Annotated in this window: 15 protein-coding genes and 1 tRNA gene; 12 read left to right on the plus strand and 4 right to left on the minus strand. The window is 64.4% G+C overall.

What is annotated here, in order from left to right; translation table 11 throughout:
• The 3 genes from ACZ1A1_RS15855 to ACZ1A1_RS15865 form a co-directional block, all read left to right on the plus strand.
• A partial coding sequence (locus tag ACZ1A1_RS15855; RefSeq protein WP_463620643.1) for a porin occupies window positions 1-525 on the plus strand: 525 nt, incomplete at its 5' end.
• Window positions 526-692: 167 nt separating this feature from the next.
• The gene (locus ACZ1A1_RS15860; RefSeq protein ID WP_463620885.1) at window positions 693-1,586 is read left to right on the plus strand and encodes a tyrosine-type recombinase/integrase; all 894 of its coding nucleotides are present in this window, start codon (window positions 693-695) and stop codon (window positions 1,584-1,586) included.
• Between the two features lie 326 nt (window positions 1,587-1,912).
• A tRNA-Ser gene (locus ACZ1A1_RS15865) sits at window positions 1,913-2,002 on the plus strand.
• 146 nt (window positions 2,003-2,148) lie between these two features.
• Here ACZ1A1_RS15865 and ACZ1A1_RS15870 read toward each other — a convergent pair.
• Both ACZ1A1_RS15870 and ACZ1A1_RS15875 read right to left on the minus strand, forming a co-directional pair.
• On the minus strand, window positions 2,149-5,403 hold the full coding sequence (locus ACZ1A1_RS15870; protein WP_463620644.1) for a caspase family protein: 3,255 nt from the start codon (window positions 5,401-5,403) through the stop codon (window positions 2,149-2,151).
• Window positions 5,404-5,594: 191 nt separating this feature from the next.
• On the minus strand, window positions 5,595-6,716 hold the full coding sequence (locus ACZ1A1_RS15875; protein WP_463620645.1) for a Gfo/Idh/MocA family protein: 1,122 nt from the start codon (window positions 6,714-6,716) through the stop codon (window positions 5,595-5,597).
• A 191-nt stretch (window positions 6,717-6,907) separates the two neighbouring features.
• Between ACZ1A1_RS15875 and ACZ1A1_RS15880 the strand changes: the two genes are divergently transcribed.
• The 5 genes from ACZ1A1_RS15880 to iolB all read left to right on the plus strand — a co-directional run bounded on the left by ACZ1A1_RS15880 (window position 6,908) and on the right by iolB (window position 13,720).
• A complete protein-coding gene (locus tag ACZ1A1_RS15880) occupies window positions 6,908-7,780 on the plus strand; it encodes a MurR/RpiR family transcriptional regulator (RefSeq protein ID WP_119258855.1) in 873 nt (290 codons plus the stop codon).
• 104 nt (window positions 7,781-7,884) lie between these two features.
• On the plus strand, window positions 7,885-9,810 hold the full coding sequence (locus tag ACZ1A1_RS15885; protein WP_463620646.1) for a bifunctional 5-dehydro-2-deoxygluconokinase/5-dehydro-2-deoxyphosphogluconate aldolase: 1,926 nt from the start codon (window positions 7,885-7,887) through the stop codon (window positions 9,808-9,810).
• Window positions 9,811-10,003: 193 nt separating this feature from the next.
• Window positions 10,004-11,854, plus strand: coding sequence for a 3D-(3,5/4)-trihydroxycyclohexane-1,2-dione acylhydrolase (decyclizing) (iolD, locus tag ACZ1A1_RS15890; RefSeq protein ID WP_463620647.1), 1,851 nt, complete (start codon window positions 10,004-10,006; stop codon window positions 11,852-11,854).
• 120 nt (window positions 11,855-11,974) lie between these two features.
• Window positions 11,975-12,892, plus strand: coding sequence for a myo-inosose-2 dehydratase (gene iolE / locus ACZ1A1_RS15895; RefSeq protein WP_463620648.1), 918 nt, complete (start codon window positions 11,975-11,977; stop codon window positions 12,890-12,892).
• Window positions 12,893-12,925: 33 nt separating this feature from the next.
• A complete protein-coding gene (gene iolB / locus ACZ1A1_RS15900; RefSeq protein ID WP_337184446.1) occupies window positions 12,926-13,720 on the plus strand; it encodes a 5-deoxy-glucuronate isomerase in 795 nt (264 codons plus the stop codon).
• Between the two features lie 246 nt (window positions 13,721-13,966).
• On the opposite strand, the gene ACZ1A1_RS15905 is transcribed toward iolB, so the two are convergent.
• Window positions 13,967-14,995, minus strand: a complete 1,029-nt coding sequence (locus ACZ1A1_RS15905) for an extracellular catalytic domain type 1 short-chain-length polyhydroxyalkanoate depolymerase (protein WP_463620649.1) — start codon at window positions 14,993-14,995, stop codon at window positions 13,967-13,969.
• A gap of 230 nt (window positions 14,996-15,225) precedes the next feature.
• Between ACZ1A1_RS15905 and ACZ1A1_RS15910 the strand changes: the two genes are divergently transcribed.
• From ACZ1A1_RS15910 to ACZ1A1_RS15925, 4 genes are all read left to right on the plus strand, one after another.
• Window positions 15,226-16,449 (plus strand): acyl-CoA dehydrogenase, encoded by a 1,224-nt coding sequence (locus ACZ1A1_RS15910; RefSeq protein ID WP_203318325.1) that lies wholly within the window; start codon window positions 15,226-15,228, stop codon window positions 16,447-16,449.
• Window positions 16,450-16,567: 118 nt separating this feature from the next.
• Window positions 16,568-16,924 (plus strand): hypothetical protein, encoded by a 357-nt coding sequence (locus tag ACZ1A1_RS15915; protein ID WP_463620650.1) that lies wholly within the window; start codon window positions 16,568-16,570, stop codon window positions 16,922-16,924.
• 124 nt (window positions 16,925-17,048) lie between these two features.
• Window positions 17,049-17,480 carry a PilZ domain-containing protein gene (locus ACZ1A1_RS15920; protein ID WP_313196566.1) on the plus strand — a complete coding sequence of 144 codons (432 nt, stop codon included), beginning with the start codon at window positions 17,049-17,051 and terminating at the stop codon, window positions 17,478-17,480.
• 114 nt (window positions 17,481-17,594) lie between these two features.
• The gene (locus ACZ1A1_RS15925) at window positions 17,595-18,716 is read left to right on the plus strand and encodes a pyridoxal phosphate-dependent aminotransferase (protein ID WP_463620651.1); all 1,122 of its coding nucleotides are present in this window, start codon (window positions 17,595-17,597) and stop codon (window positions 18,714-18,716) included.
• A gap of 47 nt (window positions 18,717-18,763) precedes the next feature.
• On the opposite strand, the gene ACZ1A1_RS15930 is transcribed toward ACZ1A1_RS15925, so the two are convergent.
• Complete coding sequence (locus ACZ1A1_RS15930; RefSeq protein ID WP_463620652.1) at window positions 18,764-19,033, minus strand: SEL1-like repeat protein; 270 nt, start codon at window positions 19,031-19,033, stop codon at window positions 18,764-18,766.
• Between the last annotated feature and the right edge of the window lie 469 nt (window positions 19,034-19,502).

Here is a 19,502-nt window from a genome sequence, read left to right on the forward strand (position 1 = left end):
CAGGGTAAGTGGGAAACCGTGTCTGCTGCTGGTGTTATTACCCCTGAGGATGGCACCCATCACGATATCGGCGTTGCTGCCACGGTTGGCTTCTCCCTCGGTGGCGTAAACCTCGACGTCCTCGGCGGTTACGACAACTGGGCTGAAGAAGGCGCAGTCCGCGCCATCCTGTCGGCTGACCTTGGCCCGGGCACCTTCCAGCTTGCCGGCATCTGGGCTTCCGGTGCAAATGACTACTGGAATGCTTCCGAGTGGACCGTTGCCGCTTCCTACGCCTTCAAGGCAACGGAAAAGCTGACGATCACCCCCGGCGCTCAGTACTTCGCTGATACCAACTTCGATCTTGGCGGCTCGCCGGACGCTTGGCGCGTCGGCCTGACGGTCGGTTACGAAGTCGTCAGCGGTCTGAACATTCTCGCAACGGCTGACTACAACCGCGTTGACACTGTTGACGCAGCTGGTGTGGCTGATGGCGGCCACGAAAACTTCACCCGCGGCTTCCTGCGCCTGCAGCGCGACTTCTAAGTCGATCTGACTTAGCCGAAAAGAAAGGGGATCATCCGGCTCAAAAGGCCGGGTGGTCCCCTGTTTCTGTTGTTTTGGGCTTTTCAACAGAATTTGCTAACCATATGGTGCAACCAATGGGCGATCAGAAGTCGTGCTGGGGGAGCAGGATGTTGCAAAACACCCAAATGAACAGTCTCTATAAATTGGATTACCAGCTCGGTGATATAAAAGGCCGAACAACCCGGCGTAACAGCCTTCGAATTTTGCTCGGTCGCTATGTCGATATCCTTTGGGAGCCGGGCTCGCACAGATATAATGTATCGTCCTTCATCGGTGAACTCGACGAAATCCTGTTCGGGGCGGAGTTTTCGGAATTCACCGACGAGATGCTGGACACCCTGATCTCTGCGCTTCGCCAGCGGGGCAACAGCAACGCCACGATCAACCGGAAGATGGCGGCGTTGAGCAAGCTTTTGCGCAAAGCCCATAAGATGGGTGACATCCAGAGCCTGCCGGAATTCAGGCGCTTGAAGGAGAAGGCGGGGCGTATCCGTTTTCTGGAGCCGGAGGAGGAAACAAGGCTCTTCGAGGCCATTTCCGAAAAGTCGGACCTCTATGGCCGCTTCTGCATCTTCCTGATCGATACCGGCGCGCGGCTCGGCGAAGGCATCGGGCTGCGCTGGCAGGATCTCAACCGCGACCGCGCGACCTTCTGGCTGACGAAAAGCGGCAGGAGCCGCTCCGTTCCCCTCACCGAGCGGGCGGCGGCGGCCATACAGGCTTCGGAGCGGTCGCGGCGGGGGCCGTTCACCAACATCGTCCAGGCGAAGTTCCGGGCCGCCTGGAACGAGGCGAAGCAGGAGGTGGGGCTCGGTTCGGAGCCGGACGTCGTGCCGCATATCCTGCGCCATACCTGTGCGTCGCGGCTGGTCCAGGGCGGCATCGATATCCGCCGCGTCCAGACCTGGCTCGGCCACCAGACGCTGCAGATGACCATGCGCTATGCGCATCTGGCTTCGGGCGATCTCGATATCTGCGTGCCGATCCTCGAACGCGCCGCCCGCGCGAAGACGGCCTGACGGGCCGGCCATGTTCCCATCGGCGCCGGATTGTATTCGGCGCCAGCAATGACGTATTGCTCCACGAGAATCAGCTGAAACGACAAGCTGCGGCAAGCATCCTGCGTCTTTAAGCCGACCCCTTTTCCAGTTGTTCTGTCAGCGTCCCGGGAAGGGCACGGATGGAAACAAGCATTGCGGAAAGCTTGCGGAAACGGGCCGGAGAACAATGGTTTGCGCCGGCTTTTCCGCCGCTTCGTTCTCCGCTGTTGAAATTCAGAATATTGTCGCAAGAACCGAAAAAAGCCTTGCAATCTCAGTCCATGCCGCATAGTGAAACCGCGAGCGGAGAGGTGGCCGAGTGGTCGAAGGCGCTCCCCTGCTAAGGGAGTATACCGGAAACGGTATCGAGGGTTCGAATCCCTTCTTCTCCGCCAGTTTCCCCTACCCTTTCCTGCGTTTCACATCCCAAGCGTCCGCTGCCGCGTGCTCTCGCAGGCCGCTGCACAGTTGCCGTGCGACATGAAAAAGCCGCCGGAAACGGGTGGTTTCCGGCGGCTTCGCTCTGTGTGCCCGGCGCAGCTCAGGTGCGGGCGGCGAGGCGGTCGATGGCGTTCTGCGTCGAAGCGCCGAAATCGCCGTCGATGGGGCCGTTGTAGTAGCCGCGGTCGCGCAGGATCTGCTGGAATTCCTTGCGGAACTGCGGCGTGAAGTTCGCCGGCGAGCCCTTGAGTTCCTGCAGCTTGCCCTGGTCGCCGCCCTCCACGCTGGCGGCGGCCCAGCGGGCAGCCTCCTTGGCATTGGCGCGGGTGCCGAGACCCTGGTCGTAGAGGCGCGAGAGGTTGCCCATGGCGTAGGTATTGCCGCCGTTGGCCGCCTTCTCGTACCAGTTCAGGGCTTCGACATAGTCCTGCTTCACGCCGTTGCCGGCATCATAGAGCCAGCCGAGCGAAGCCATGGAATAGTAGTCGTTGAAGGCCGCGGCCTTCTCGTACCACTTGCGCGCTTCGGCATAGTCGACCGCAACGCCGAGGCCGGACTGGTAGGCATAGCCGACCGACGACATGGCGTTGATGTCGCCGCCCTCCGCGCCCTTCTTGTACCAGTCGAGCGAGATATTGTAGTCGCGCGGCGTGCCGAGGCCTTCGCGGTAGAACCAGCCCATCGTGGCCTGCGCATTGGCATAGCCCTGTTCGGCGGCCTTGCGGTACCACTTGATCGCCTCGTCATAATCCTTGCGCGTGCCGTTGTAGCCTTCGCGGTAAAGCCAGCCGAGGGAGGCCTGGGCATAGGCATTGCCGGCATTGGCGGCCTGCTCGAACATGCGCGTGCCCTTGCCCATGTCGACCGCGCCGTCCGTGCCGTAGATCGAATACCAGGCAAGGTTGGTCAACGCGTAGAGGTTCCCCGCATCGGCCGCCTTCTGGTAGTTCTCTCGCGCCTGCGGATAGTTGCGCGCGGCATCATGGGCGCGGCCGAGCATGTTGCGGATCGAGTTGTCCGAGGGGTTGGCGCTCAGCGCCGCCTCGCAGACCGATATAGCCCGGCCGTAGTCGATCTGCGCGAAGAGCTTGCCGACGAAGCCCGGACGGACATTCGGCTCGCCCGCCAGCTCATAGCACTGCTCGGCCTCCGAGCCGCTGAGGGCGACGGTCGACTGGCCCGCCGTCGTGACGGTCGAGGTGCCGGCGCTCGACAGCGTGCTGTCGTTGCGGCCGGTCGCCAGCTTGTCGATCGCGGCCATGGTGGCCGGGCCGAATTCGCCGTCGGACGCGCCGCTGTAATAGCCGCGCTCCTTCAGGAGATCCTGCATTTCCCGGCGGAAGGCAACGGTGAAGTTGCCGGGATTCTCCTTCAGCTCCTTCAGCTTGGTGGCATCGCCGCTCTCGATGCTGGCGGCGGCCCAGCGGACGGCCTCCTTCGCATCCGACGGCGTGCCGAGGCCCTGGTCGTAGAGGCGCGAAAGGTTGCCCATGGCATAGGAGCTGCCGGCATTGGCCGCCTTCTCGTACCAGTAGCGGGCTTCCACATAGTCCTGCTTCACGCCGTTGCCGACGTCATAGAGCCAGGCGAGCGAGGCCATCGAATAGGCGTCGCCGATATTGGCGGCCTTTTCGTACCAGACCTTCGCCTCGCCGTAGTTCTGCGACGTGCCGAGGCCGTTCTGGTAGGCCCAGCCGAGCGAGGACATGGCATTGGCATCGCCCGCATCGGCTGCCTTGCGGTACCAAGTGAGCGACTGGACATAATCCTGCGAGACGCCGAGGCCCTCGCGATAGAACCAGCCCATGGTCGCCATGGCATTGGCATAGCCCTGGTTGGCGGACTGCTGGTACCACTTCAAGGCCTCGTTATAGTCCTGGCGGGTGCCGCCATAGCCTTCGCGGTAGAGCCAGCCGAGCGAGGCCTGCGCATAGGAATTGCCGGCGATCGCCGCCTTCTCGAACATCGAGAGGCCCTTGGCCACGTCGACCGGTCCGTCCGTGCCGTAGATCGAGAACCAGGCGAGGTTGGTGAGCGCGTACATGTTGCCGAGCTCGATGGCCTTCTCGTAGTTGCGCCGCGCCTCGACATAGTTGCGGTCGGCGTCGTGCGAGCGGCCGAGCAGGTTCACCAGCATGCCGTCGGAGGGATTCTCGTTGACGGCCTGCGCGCAGGCGGTGAGCGCCCGCTTGGCGTCGATCTTCAGGAAGTTGACACCCATGAAGCCGGGCAGCGACTGCGGCTCGCCGGCCAAGAGGAAGCAATCGCGCGAGGCGGCCGTTTCCTTGGCGGCGAGGTTGACGCTGAGGCCCTTCTTCGGCTCCAGCGCGGCGATGAGATGTTCGGCATCGCCGCGGTGCTGGCTGTCCGGATAGCGCTCGATGAAGCGCTGCAGGGCGGCCGCGTCGGTCGATTCCTTCAGCGCCTCCCAGGCGATGCTTGCCGCGTCCTGGCCTTCGTTCTGGGTGGCCTCCTTGAGGCTGGCGAGCTTCTTTTCCGCCAGCATCTTGTAGACGGGGTCCTTGCCGTGCTTGGCGATGAAGGCGTTGATCAGGTCCTCGTCGGCAAGGTCGCGGATGTTCTGCCAGTCGGCGGCCGCTTCCGACTGGCCGTTCGGCGAGACTTCCTGCGTGTTGCCGCTGTTGGTGATGTTGATGTTCACTTCCTTGATGTTCAGGAAGATCTGCGCGCCGCCGAGCGAACCGTAGACGAAGGGTTCCTGCTCGCGGTTGGTCGCCTGCACCACCTCGTCGCGCACCTTGCCGAGTGCGATGCGCACGTCGAGGCCCGGCTCGGTGAGGTATTTGGCGAGCGCCGTGGCGAAGGGGCTGTTTCTGCCCTCCCCGTCCAGCGCCACCGTGCCGGCCTTGGAGGCGAAGGCGATCAGCGTGTCGGCCGATTCGGGCTCGACGCGGGCAAGGCCGCGGCTGACGGCGCGCGTGCCGATGGACCGCGTCATGGAGGCGGCGAAGGGATTGTTGCGGCAGGCGTCGAGAATGAAGAGCTTCAGCTTCTTGGCGCCTTCCAGCGAACGCTGGACGCGGTCGATGGCGACGCTCTCGTCCTCGACGTCGCGGTCGCTCCTCAGCGCCGCGTCGACGGGGATCAGGTAATTGACCCCGTTCATCTCCATCGCGTGGCCGGAATAGTAGACCACAGCCATTTCCGCATCGATGGATTCGTCCTCGAAATCGCGCAGCGCCTTGACCATGGCGGCCCGGTCGAGATCGAAGACGGTCTTCACGGAATCAAAGCCCGCTTCCTGGAACGAGGCGCGCATCAGCTCCACGTCGTTCGCAGGATTGTTGAGCGGTGCGGTTTCCTCGTATTTCTGATTGCCTATCAGCAGCGCCACGCGTTTGGCCTCTGCGGCGCCCGCGTTGAACACAACGACAGCAATCGAGACAAGGAAAACCGGCGCCCAGCGTTTCGGTAGTCGCTTGAACATGCCCATCCCTCCGGCATTATTGCCGAGAGTATTACGTATGGGATTGGCCGTTTCAATGCGTGGCCGGCCGGATTTTTTTGGACCCGGCCGCCGAAAACTCATGCGGAGGCGATCTCCACCCAGCGTCCCTCGCGGAACGACCGCGCCATGGCGTGCACGGATTGCTCGATGCGCAGACCGTGATTGAAATCAATGGAATGCGAGGCCATGCCGGCGATTGCGGCGATCAGCTCGCGGCATTCGATGACCTTGAGGTCGTTGAAGCCGAGGCCGTGGCCGGGCGCCGGGATGAAGCGGTCATAGGGCTTGTGGTGCGGCGCGGTCAGGACTGTGGAAAAGCCCTGCTCGGTGGCACGGCCTTCGGTCGTGTAGAGCTGGAACTCGTTCATGCGCTCCTGGTCGTAGAGGATCGAGCCCTTCGAGCCGTAGATCTGCAGGGCGATGCGGCCCTTGCGGCCCCAGGCGGAGCGGTTGGCCATCAGCACGCCGGAAATGCCGCCGGGAAGGCGCATCAGGACGCTGGCGATATCGTGGTTCTCGACGGCGCGGCGGCCGCCTTCCTTCAGCGGGCGCTCGGCATAGGGTTTGGCCAGCGAGGCGATGACGGCCTCGACATGGCCGAAGAGACTCCAGAGCAGCGAAAGCGGGTGCACGGCGAAGTCGTCGAGCGCGCCGTAGCCGGAGGATGCCTCGCTCTTCCAGTAGAAGGGTGCGTCCGGATCGGCCATGAAGTCCTCGTCCATCTCGATGCGGACATGGTTGACCGTGCCGATGCGCCCCTCGTCGAGCAGCAGGCGGATGTGCCGCATGACAGGGTTCTGGATGTAATTGTAGCCCATGACGGCCACCTTGCCCGACGCGCGCTGGGCGGCGAGCATGCGCTCGGCGTCGGCGAAAGCGGGCGCCATCGGCTTCTCGCACCAGACATGCTTGCCGGCCTCGAGCGCGGCGATGGCCATCTCGGCGTGGAACTGGTTCGGCGTGGTGACGGAAATGACGTCGATCTCGGGATCGGACAGGAGGTCGCGCCAGTCGGCGGTGAATCTTGCGAAGCCGAATTCGCGGGCGCGGCTTGCCGCAAGGTCGGCATTGGCCTCGGCGAGGTGCACGAGGCGCGGGCGCTCGACATCGCCGAAGACGGTGCTGACATTGTTCCAGGCGAGCGCGTGGCACTTGCCCATGTAACCGGTGCCGATCAGTCCGATACCCAAGGCCTTCATGACAATCCTCCATCGTCTCCGGCCCTCGCAAAACCGCTACGCAGTTTCGCAAGAGTTGATATACCTCGCGCTGAGGGCGCGCCTTGCGCCATCCATAGCGGGAAAGATTTGGAACGAAAACTATCTTTTCCGACGATATGGAATATTTATTTCATTTGTCGCAGAATGGCCGCACGAGGAGGACAGATCCCATGAACAGCAGCGAAGCGGCCCTCACGCGCGTGCCCCGCGATTTCGACAGCCTGCGCAGCGTCATCATCGAGCGCAAGGCGACCATGCCGAAGCGGCTGGCGCAGGTGGCGGCCTATGCGCTCTCCAACCCGGACGACATGGCCTTCGGCACGGCGGCGAGCATCGCGACGGCGGCCGACGTGCAGCCTTCGACGCTGGTGCGCCTTGCCCATCACCTCGGCTACGAGGGTTTTTCCGACCTCCAGAACGTCTTTCGCGCGCGACTGCGCGACCGCACGCTTTCCTACGAGGAGCGCATGCTCTCGCTGGAGGCGGGGCCGGCGGCCAACAGCGATGCGGAACTGCTCTCCGGCTTCCTGACGGCGGCGAGCCAGTCGGTGGCGCGGCTTGCCGGCACCATCGACGGCGAGACCTTCTCCAAGGCCGTCGACCTGCTCGCCCGGGCGGAAACCATCTATCTCGTCGCCAAGCGGCGCTCCTATCCACTGACGGCGCATATCGCCTATGCCTTCGGCAAGCTCGGCATCCGCCATCAGATCATCGCCTCGCCGAACGGCATCGACCCCGAAATGACGCAGTTCGCGACGACCCGGGACGCCGTGATCGCCGCAAGCTTCGCGCCCTATGCCGCCGAGAGCCTGACGCAGGCGCAGGAACTCGCCGCCCGGGGCGTGCCCATCGTCGCCATCACCGATTCCGTCTTCTCCCCCCTCGCCGCCTCCGCCACCCACTGGTTCGAAGTGTCGGAGGCCGATTATGCCGGCTTCCGCTCGCTTTCCGCCTCCATCGCGCTCGCCATGGCGCTGCCGGTCGCCATCGCGGAGCGGCGGCGCAGCCTCAAGCGCTCGCCCAAAGGGAATGCTGTGGAATAGAAACGGAATGTATATTCCGAATTGACAGAATAATGGAATTCATGTTTCATTTTCCCGACGTCCGCCGCGCATCCACGACGGCGCCGCAAGACCGGGAGGAAGACATGCCCCATACGGACCAGACGAAGACGCTCGACGTCATCACGATCGGCCGCTCGTCCGTCGATCTTTATGGCCAGCAGCTCGGCACGCGCCTGGAAGACACGGCCTCCTTCGCGAAATCGGTCGGCGGCTGCCCCGCCAATATCGCCATCGGCACCGCCCGCCTCGGCCTCAAGTCCGCGCTCATCACCCGCGTCGGCGACGAGCAGATGGGCCGCTTCATCCGCGAGCAATCCGCCCGCGAAGGCGTCAATGTCGAGGGCATCAGGACCGACAAGGAGCGGCTGACGGCGCTGGTGCTGCTTGCCATCGAATCCGAGGGCGTTTCGCCGATGATCTTCGTGCGCACCGACTGCGCCGACATGGCGCTCGACGAGGGCGACGTGGACGAGGCCTTCGTGCGCTCCTCGCGCGCCGTGCTGGTTTCCGGCACGCATTTCTCCCGCCCCAATACAGAGGCCGCGCAGCGCAAGGCGATCCGCATCGCCAAGGAGAGCGGCGGCAAGGTCGTCTTCGACATCGACTACCGTCCGAACCTCTGGGGCCTTGCCGGCCACGCCGAGGGTTTCGAGCGCTATGTGAAGTCCGACCGCGTCTCGGCCATCATGAAATCCGTGCTGCCGGATTGCGACCTCATCGTCGGCACGGAAGAAGAGATCATGATCGCCTCGGGCGCGGACGACGTGCTCTCCTCGCTGAAGGCGATCCGCGCGGTCTCCGCCGCCACCATCGTCCTGAAGCGCGGCGCGATGGGATGCATCGTCTATGACGGCCCGATCTCCGACGACCTGGAAGACGGCGTGGTCGGCCAGGGCTTTCCCATCGAGGTCTATAACGTGCTCGGCGCGGGCGATGCCTTCATGTCCGGCTTCCTGCGCGGCTGGCTGAAGGGCGAGGACCACGCGACCTGCGCGACCTGGGCCAATGCCTGCGGCGCCTTCGCCGTCTCGCGCCTGCTCTGCTCCCCGGAATATCCGAGCTGGGAGGAGCTGGAATTCTTCCTTGAGAGCGGCAGCAAGCATCGGGCGCTGCGCAAGGACGAGGCGATCAACCACATCCACTGGGCGACGAACCGCAAGCAGGGCGACATTCCGCTTCTCATGGCGCTCGCCTGCGACCACCGCATGCAGCTCGTCGACGTCGCCGACGAACTCGGCATGCCGCACGAGAAGATCTCCGAATTCAAGCGCCTCACCGTGGAAGCCGCCGCGCGGGTCGCCGGGGGGCGGCCGGGCTACGGCATGCTGATCGACGAACGCTTCGGGCGCGACGCCTTCTTCGACGCCGCCACCAAGGATTTCTCCTGGCTCGGCCGGCCGGTCGAACTGCCGGGCTCCAAGCCGCTGCGCTTCGAATTCAGCCAGGACATCGGCTCGCAGCTCGTGGAATGGCCGCTCGACCATTGCATCAAGTGCCTGTGCTTCTACCATCCGGACGATCCGGCCGCGCTCAAGCAGGAGCAGCAGGAGAAGCTGCGCACGCTCTTCGAGGCGGCGCGCCGCGTCGGGCGCGAGCTGCTGGTCGAGATCATCGCTGGCAAGAACGGGCCGCTCAGGGACGATACGATCTCCACGGCGCTGCAGGAACTCTACGATCTCGGCATCAAGCCGGACTGGTGGAAGCTTGAGCCGCAGGCCTCCCCGGAGGCATGGCGGAACATCGAGGCGGTGATCGCCCGGAACGATGCTTATTGCCGTGGTATCGTGCTGCTCGGGCTGGAGGCGCCGACGGAGGACCTCATCAAGGCCTTCGAGGCAACGAAGGTGGCACCAGCCGTCAAGGGCTTTGCCGTCGGCCGCACGATCTTCGCCGATGCCGCCCGCGCCTGGATGGCCGGCAGGATGGGCGACGAGGCGGCCATCGCCGACATGGCCGGCCGGTTCCGTGCGCTGACCGATGCGTGGCTCGGGACGCGCGGATTGAAATAGGAAGTCCCCTCCCCAACCCCTCCCCACAAGGGGGAGGGGCTTGCGATGCCGCGCCACCTTCATTTCCATGCCCCGCTGCTGCTTGAAGCAATGGTGTGTTCTGGAAAGCGGTTCGGCAGGTTAGCCCCTCCCCCTTGTGGGGAAGGGTTGGGGAGGGGAAAACGACATGGACGAGACGAGCGGGAGGAATACCATGGCAAAGACGATCCGGCTGACGATGGCGCAGGCCGTCGCGCATTTCCTGAAGGCGCAGATGACCGTCGTGGACGGCAGGAAGGTGCCGATCTTCGCCGGTGTCTGGGCCATTTTCGGCCATGGCAACGTCGCGGGCATGGGCGAGGCGCTCTACCAGGTGCGCGAGGAACTGCCGACGCTGCGCGCCCATAACGAACAGGGCATGGCGCATGCCGCCGTCGCCTTCGCCAAGGCGAGCTTCCGCCAGCGCTTCATGGCCTGCACGACCTCCATCGGCCCCGGCGCGCTCAACATGGTGACGGCCGCCGGCGTCGCGCATGTCAACCGCCTGCCCGTCCTGTTCCTGCCCGGCGACGTCTTCGCCAACCGCATTCCCGACCCGGTTCTCCAGCAGATCGAGGATTTCGGCGACGGCACCGTCTCCGTCAACGACGCCTTCCGCTGCGTCTCGCGCTATTTCGACCGCATCACCCGCCCCGAACAGATCATCCCGGCGCTGAAGCGCACCATGCAGGTGCTGACCGACCCCATCGATTGCGGCCCGGTGACGCTCTCGCTCTGCCAGGACGTGCAAGCCGAGGCCTATGATTATCCGGCGAGCCTCTTCGAAGAGAAGGTCTGGACGCATCGCCGCCCGCGCCCGGACAGCGACGAGCTTGCCGCCGCCATCGAGACGCTGCGCAAGGCGGAAAAGCCGCTGATCCTTGCCGGTGGCGGCGTGCTCTATTCGCAGGCGACCGCCGAGCTCAAGGCCTTTGCCGGCATGCACGGCATCCCGGTCGCTGTCACCCAGGCGGGCAAGTCGGCGATCCCGGACGACCATCCGCTGTGCATGGGCTCCATCGGCGTCACCGGCACCTCCGCCGCCAATGCCTTTGCCGAGGAGGCGGACGTCATCCTCGCCGTCGGCACGCGCATGCAGGACTTCACGACCGGTTCCTGGGCGCTCTTCAAGAATGAGAAGCTGAAGATGATCGGCCTCAATACCGTCGCCTTCGATGCTACCAAGCATGACAGCCAGCCACTTGTTTCCGACGCCCGCGAGGGCCTGACGCTGCTTTCCGAAGCGCTCGGCGGCTGGAAGGCCCCGGCCTCGGTGGAAGCCTCGGCCAAGGCCCGCAAGGACGAATGGATGGCGGCGGCGAACCGGGCGACCGCGCCGACCAATGCCGACCTTCCCTCCGACGCGCAGGTCATCGGCGCGGTGCAGCGCAGCATCGGCGGGGAGAATTCCGTGCTCGTCTGCGCGGCCGGCGGGCTTCCGGGCGAGCTGCACAAGCTCTGGCAGGCGGTAAAGCCCGGCGGCTACCACATGGAATACGGCTTTTCCTGCATGGGCTACGAGATTGCCGGGGCGCTCGGCGTCAAGCTGGCGCGGCCGGAGGCGGATGTCGTCGTCATGGTCGGCGACGGCTCCTACATGATGATGAATTCCGAGCTTTCCACCTCGATCATGCTCGGCAAAAAATTGACCGTCGTCGTGCTCGACAACCGCGGCTACGGCTGCATCAACCGCCTGCAGATGGGCACCGGCGGCGCGAACTTCAACAACCTTCTCAAGGACGCGATGATCGAGACCATGCCGGATATCGACTTCCGCGCCCATGCCGAAAGCATGGGAGCCGTCGCCGTCAAGGTCTCCTCCATCGCCGACCTCGAAACGGCCATTGAGGAGAGCAAGGCGAACGAGCGCACCTCGGTCATCGTCATCGACACCGACCCGCTTGTGACCACGCAGGAAGGCGGGCACTGGTGGGACGTCGCCGTGCCGGAGGTGAGCCCGCGGGCCGAGGTCAACAAGGCGCGCGAGGCCTATGTGAAGGCCCGCGCGGCGCAGAGCCTCGGTTAGGACACGAACAAAGCCCCTCTCCTCCTCTCCGTCATCCTCGGATCAAGCCCGAGGATAACGGAGGAAAGGCAGAGAGATAATGATATCGGAAGGCCGTTTGCCTTCCCCAAGGAGATCCAGATGAAAGCCAAACTCGGCATGTCGCCCATCGCCTGGTGGAACGACGACCTTCCTGAACTCAGCGACGACGTCTCGCTTGAGGAGTGCCTTCGCCAGTCGCGCAGCGCCGGCTTTACCGGCATGGAGCAGGGCCGCCGCTTCCCCGGCACGCCCGAGGAGATGCTGCCGATCCTGCGCGCGGCCGACGTGACGCTGTGCGGCGGCTGGTTCTCCGGCACGCTGGTGAACGAGGAGCTTGCCGCCAACAAGGACCGGATCGCGCCGATGATCGAGCTCTTCAAGGCCGTCAATGCGCCCTGCATCGTCTATGGCGAGGTCGGCCGTTCCATCCAGGGCGACCGCTCGAAGCCGCTCGCCACCAAGCCGCGCCTTTCCGACGACGAGATGAAGGCCTATGGCCGCAAGCTCACGGAATTCGGCGAATGGTGCGCGGAACAGGGCATGCCGCTCTCCTACCATCACCACATGGCCGCCGTCGTGGAGACCGAGCCGGAACTCGACGCCTTCATGAAGGCGTCCGGCGAAGGCATCCCGCTGCTGCTCGACGCCGGGCACCTCGCCTTTGCCGGCGGCGACGTTTTGCGCGCCATCGACAACCACCATGCCCGCATCAACCATGTCCATGTGAAGGATATCCGCCGGTCCGTGGTCGACGGCCTCGACCGCAGCCGGCAGTCCTTCCTCGACGCGGTGGCGCTCGGCGCCTTCACCGTGCCGGGCGACGGCTCGCTCGATTTCGGCGCCATCGTGCAGAAGCTGGCCGATTACGGCTATGAAGGCTGGTTCGTGGTGGAAGCCGAGCAGGACCCGCGCAAGGCGCCGCCGCAGAAAATGGCCGAGATCGGCCACGCAGAACTGATGCGCGTCATGACCGCCGCGGGTTATACCGTGGAGACGGAAGGTTTCCCCAAGGGCTGACCGTCCCGGACGCCGAATGAAAGGAACATGCCCATGCCGAACCTCCTCGTAAAACCGAACGGCACCCATGGCCGCGTCAGCCATGTAACACCCGAAAGCGCCGGCTGGACCTATGTCGGCTTCGACCTGCACCGCATGAAGCCGGGCGAGATCGTCGCGGCGGAAACGGGAAGCCGCGAGGTCTGCCTCGTCTGGATTTCCGGCAAGGGCAAGGCGACGGCCGGCGGCAAGGATTTCGGCGTCCTCGGCGAGCGCATGAACCCCTTCGAGGGTGCGCCGCATGCGCTCTACATCCCCGCCGATTCCAACTGGTCGGTGACGGCGGAGACCGACCTGGAGCTTGCCGTCTGCTCGGCACCGGGCGGCGGCGACCATGAGGCGAAGGCCATTCCGCCGGGCACCCATCCGAAGCTTTCGCGCGGCAAGGGCTCGAATGTCCGCCACGTCTACAACATCATGCCGGAAGACGATAATTCGGCCCATTCGCTGCTCGTGGTCGAGGTCATCACCCCGAGCGGCAACACCTCGTCCTATCCTTCGCACAAGCATGACCGGGACGACCTGCCGAACGAAAGCCTGTTGGAAGAGACCTACTACCACCGCATCAACCCGCCGCAGGGCTTCGCCTTCCAGCGCGTCTACACGGACGACCGCTCGCTCGATGAAGCCATGGCGGTGGAGGACGGCGACGTGACGCTGGTGCCGAAGGGCTACCACCCCTGCGCCACCATCCACGGCTACGACCTCTACTATCTCAACGTGATGGCGGGGCCGAAGCGGGTGTGGAAGTTCCACAATGCCAGGGAGCATGAGTGGCTGCTGGGGTGAGCCCTCGCGAGGCCGTTGCCTGACCGCGTCCCTTCGAACAGGGCGGCCCGATATTCGACACATCACGCCGCCGGTGCCGGATGCCCCTCATCCGCCTGCCGGCACCTTCTCCCCGCAGGCGGGGAGAAGGGATATGCCGCGCCCTTTTCCTCGATCAATGACCCTGCGTGGGGCAAGTCCCCTCTCCCCGCTTGCGGGGAGAGGGTTAGGGTGAGGGGCGAACGGAAAAGAATGGCGCAGCGCCGCCTACCGCTTCCACTTCCGCGTCAAACCCCATGCCCTCGCAATCTCCAGCGTCGACGAAAACCCCGCCTCCAGCATGAACGGCTCGGCGGACACCGCATGGCCGCCGCCCTCGCCGGTCATTACCGGCGTGCCGTGGCCCATGCCGTCGATCTCGTGGAAGGTGACGAGGGGCTTGCCGTCCTTGTCGGGCCAGATGCGCGTGCGGCGGCCCTTCATGCGCTTTTCCACGAAGGCGTCCTTCGGCAGGCGATAGAGGTCGCGCCATTGCTCGATGAGGGCGAGGCCGTTGGAGAGGGAGACGGTATCGTCGGCCGTGCCGTGCCAGATCGAGATGGCCGGCTTGCGGGGAATGGTCGGCGCGACGTTGCGGACGAGGTCGGACCATTCGCGGGCGGTGCGCTCGGGAGCCTCCTTCATGGCATCGAAGGCGCGGGTGGCGTCACGCGCCGCGCCGAAGGGAAGGCCCGCGATGATCGCGCCGCCGGCGAAAAGCTCGGGATAGTTCGCCAGCATCGCGGCCGCCATCGCCCCGCCGGCGGAAAGGCCTGATATGAAGATGCGCTGCGGGTCGCTGCCCGCCTGTTCGGCTGCATGCGCCACCATCTGGCGGATAGACATCATCTCGCCGCGGTCGCGCGTGACCTCGCTCGGGCGGAACCAGGTGAAGCAGAGCCGCGGATTGTTCGCATCGCGCTGCTGCGCGTAGACGACGGCAAAGCCGCGCTCGTCGGCGAGCGACGCCCAGCCGGCGGCACGGTCGTAGCTCTCGGCATCCTGCTGGCAACCGTGCAGCACCAGAACGAGCGGCCGCCCGGCGGGCAGGCCTTCTGGAATATGCGCGAACATGCGCAGACAGCCGGGATTGCTGCCGAAATCCGTGACCTCGACAAGCGGAGAGCCGCCTGCCGGACGGCGGCGGGTGGCGGGCGTCTTGCGCTCGGGTGTGCGGTGGAAGGGCCAGAGCAGGTCGCCCAGCCGCGCCTCGGTCGGCACCAGCCGCTCGACCGACCTCTTGAAGCGGTCTCGCATGCCCGGCCTCTCTTTCGTGGAATTGCTCATCGTCAGGCTACATGCGCCTCGTGAAGGACAGGATCAAGGCAGAAGGGGCGAATTTACGGGGGATGGCTCATTCTGCGAACTCATGAGGGCATTCATAAATAGCCAAAGCGTTTGCCCCTCGCTTTCGTTCCCGCCCTTTCGGATGAAGGCAAGCTGATGTAGCACTTCTGCAACGACAAAACCGCGACAGGATGGAAGCAATGAGCGAGCACCACGGCGTCACTCCGGAACAGGCCCGCGCCAAGATGGCGCCCTTCGACTGGGCCGACCCCTTCCTCCTCGAGGACCAGCTGACCGACGAAGAGCGCATGATCCGCGACACGGCCCGCGCCTATTGCCAGGACAAGCTGGCCTCGCGCGTCACCGAGGCGAACCGCCACGAGATCTTCCACCGCGAGATCATGAGCGAGATGGGCGAACTCGGCCTGCTCGGCCCGACGATCCCCGAGGAATACGGTGGCGTCGGCGCCAACTACGTTTCCTACGGCCTCGTCGCCCGCGAAGTCGAGCGCGTCGATTCCGGCTACCGCTCGGCCATGTCCGTGCAGTCCTCCCTCGTCATGCACCCGATCTTCGCCTACGGCACGGAAGAGACGCGCAGGAAGTATCTCCCCAAGCTCGCCTCCGGCGAATGGGTCGGCTGCTTCGGCCTCACCGAGCCTGACCATGGCTCGGACCCCTCCTCGATGATCACCCGCGCCAAGAAGGTCGACGGCGGCTATCTCGTCTCGGGCGCCAAGAACTGGATCACCAATTCGCCGATCGCCGATGTCGCGGTCGTCTGGGCCAAGTCCGACGCGCATGACGGCAAGATCAAGGGCTTCGTGCTGGAACGCGGCATGAAGGGCTTCGAGACGCCGAAGATCGAGGGCAAGTTCTCGCTGCGCGCCTCCGTCACCGGCATGATCATGATGCAGGACGTCTTCGTTCCCGATGAGAACCTGCTGCCGGAAGTCGCCGGTCTCGCCGGCCCGTTCGGCTGCCTCAACCGCGCCCGCTACGGCATCGCCTGGGGCGCGATGGGCGCCGCCGAGTTCTGCTGGCACGCCGCCCGCCAGTACACGCTCGACCGCAAGCAGTTCGGCAAGCCGCTCGCCGCCACCCAGCTCATCCAGAAGAAGCTGGCCGACATGGAGACCGAGATCGCGCTCGGCCTTCAGGGCGCGCTGCGCCTCGGCCGTCTCTTCGACGAGCACCGCGCCCCGGCCGAGCTCATCTCGCTGATGAAGCGCAACAATTGCGGCAAGGCGCTCGACATCGCCCGCGTTTCCCGCGACATGCACGGCGGCAACGGCGTCTCGGACGAATACGGCGTGATCCGCCACGTCATGAACCTCGAAGCCGTCAACACCTACGAGGGCACGCACGACATCCACGCGCTGATCCTCGGCCGCGCGCAGACGGGTCTTCAGGCGTTCCAGTAAGCCTTTCCGCCTTTACGGTTTCCAGCGGCTGCCCGCTAAAATGCGGGCGGCCGTTTTCATCTTTTATCCATCCCGTTTCGATACAGTCGAAACCCGGCAACAGAAGCGGGAGGGAACCATGCCCCTCGAAACCGTCCACGAGCAGCTTCGCCTGCGCCATCCCAAGCGCAGCTTCGTCCAGTATCGCCTCGACAAGCCCGGCTTCATCACCCCGATCGGCCATCACCTCAGCACGGCGCAGCGCTATACCTGCCTGGTGCGCAGCATTTCGAGCGCCGGCGCGGCGATCTCGATCAACAAGGCGCTGGAGCTGCCCGAGAATTTCTACCTGGAAATCATGGGCATCCGCGACGGCATCCCCTGCACGGAATTCAAGCGCGAAGGCGAGGAGATGACCGTGCGCTTCAACATGTTCCTCGACACGGATTTCCTCAATCTCGTGCTCGGCCGGACGGTCCCCCCGCAGGACGACTGAACCGGCCTTCAGCAAAAATCCGGGCCGGTAAATTTTTAAGCATTTGTTTCAGCGAAACAAAACGGTCCCCTGCGACACTCCGCCCATCTTCAGGACATGATGTCCCCCTACCGGGAGTATGGCAATGAGTTTGGGTGCCGATCCGCGCTCCAGCGCGGGACTTTACGAGCGCAAGTGGGAGCGCTTTGCCGTGAACCGGCAGGGCATGCTGATGACGGTCGGCTTCGATCTCGCCGCGCCGAAGCTGCGCAGCTGCAAGCTCATCGACATCTCGCAGGGCGGCGCGAGCTTCATCGTCACCACGACGATCGGCCTTCCGTTGCATTACTACCTCTCCGTGGTCGGCGTCGCCTCGCGCATCGGCTGCGCCGAGGTCTACCGCAACGACAGCCGCATCGGCGTGCAGTTCATCAAGGAAATCGACGAGGAGCTGCTCCACACCATCGTTCGCTCGGATTACTTCACCGGCGGCGTCAACGGCACCCGCCCGAAGAAGGAAGAGCGCCGCTACATGGCGGGCGTGGAAAGAGCCGGCCTCGGCTCGGCCGTCACCTGAGCGTTTCACCTTCGGCCATTATTGGATAGGGTGCCCGCGGAAGACCGATTCCGGCGGGCATTTCTCCGTCCGGCAGCCGGTTCCCCCGTTCATCGATACCAGGCGCCTTCATTCATGTCCGCATTTTCCCGTTTCACCGCCCTCGCCCAGTCCCTTCCCGCCACCGTTCCCTTCGTCGGGCCGGAGGCCATCGAGCGCAATCGCGGCCTTGCCGTGAAGGCGCGCATCGGGGCGAACGAAAGCGGCTTCGGCCCCACCCCTTCCGTGCTGGAGGCGATGCGCGCAGCGGCTGAAACCACGTGGATGTACAGCGATCCGGAGAATTTCGAGCTACGCGAGGCGCTGGCCCTTTCCCATGGCATCTCGCGCGACAACATCGCCGTCGGCGGCGGCATCGACGGCCTGCTCGGCGAGATCGCAAGGCTCGTCATCGAGCCGGGCACGCCGGTCGTCACCTCGCTCGGCGGCTATCCGACCTTCAACTATCATGTGAACGGTTTCGGCGGTCGGCTCGTCACCGTACCCTATGCCGGCGACCGGGAGGACCTCAACGGCCTTCTCGAAGCGGTGCGCCGCGAAGACGCGCCGCTCGTCTATTTCGCCAATCCCGACAATCCGATGGGAAGCTGGTGGGATGCCGACAGCGTCGTTTCCTTCGCGCGGGCGCTGCCGGAAACGACGCTGCTCATCCTCGACGAAGCCTACGGGGAAACCGCGCCGGCCGGGACCATCCCGCCCATCGGCGCGCTGATCGGCCAGCCGAACGTGCTGCGCATGCGCACCTTCTCCAAGGCCTACGGCCTTGCCGGCGCGCGCATCGGCTATGCGATCGGCACGCTCGGCAATGCGCAGGCCTTCGACAAGATCCGCAATCATTTCGGCATGGCGCGGATCTCGGTGCAGGGCGCGCTCGCCGCCCTCAAGGACCAGGCCTATCTGGCGGACGTCATCGCCCGCATCGCGGCATCCCGCGAGCGCATCGCGGGGATCGCCCGGGCCAACGGGCTTCTGCCGCTTGCCTCCGCCACCAATTTCGTCACCGTCGATTGCGGCCGGGACGGCACCCGCGCCAAGGCCATCGTCGATGGGCTGATGGAGCACGGCGTCTTCATCCGCATGCCCGGCATCGCCCCCCTCAACCGATGCGTCCGCATCAGCGTCGGGACGCAGGAGGACATGGCGTTGCTGGAGGCGGCGTTGCCGCGGGTTCTGGAGCGAATAGCAAATAGCGAATAGGGATTGCCGCTTCGGCGGTCTTTTCTTCCCTATTCGCTATTCGCCCCTCAATGCACCGTCATCCATTCGCGGGCGGCGCGCAGCGCCTGGGCGAGGTCATTTTTCGTCATCGTCGCCGCAAGGTCGGCGCGCAGCTCGGCGGCACGGTCGCAACCCTTGATGGCGGCGATGTTCAGCCACTTGTGTGCCTGGACGAGGTCGATGTCGCAGCCCCGGCCCGTCGCATACATGAGGCCCATGTCGCAGAAGATTTCGGCGCGGTTCTCGCCGCCCATCGTGGCGGCCGTTTCGATGGTCTGAAAGTCAAAGCGTGCCATTTCGATTGTCCCTGTCTTCTTTGGTTTACTGCCGTATTGCCCTGTTTTGTTGCCCTTTTCGGGCCTCCTCGGGCGCCTGCCGTCTTCTGCGGCTCGGTCTTCCCTCGGAGTTTTGCGGCCCGGTTTTCCGTGCTCGTCTTATGGCTCCACTATGCCGCAGGCCTTTCAAAATGCGCTTAAAATGCATGCTTAATTTGAGACGAACAAAATCCAAATGCTTGGTAAAATTGGATTTTCGTTAAACATCGCATCCCCTGGAAACGGCGGCATTCGCATAAAAATTTACCGATTGTTCAACCGCCGATTTCAACCCTTCGCTAACCACGGCAAACGACCACATCCTTCACCCTCGCGATTTCTCGCCGGTCTATCCCCCTTCAAGACGCCGAAAATCCGCGTCGAGAGCATATTTACCTTTACGTGCCCGTAAGATATCTTTCGGCCGTCATTCCGGAGGAGGAGGAGGAAG

The sequence above is a fragment of the Shinella sp. R2-11 genome (assembly GCF_055330205.1).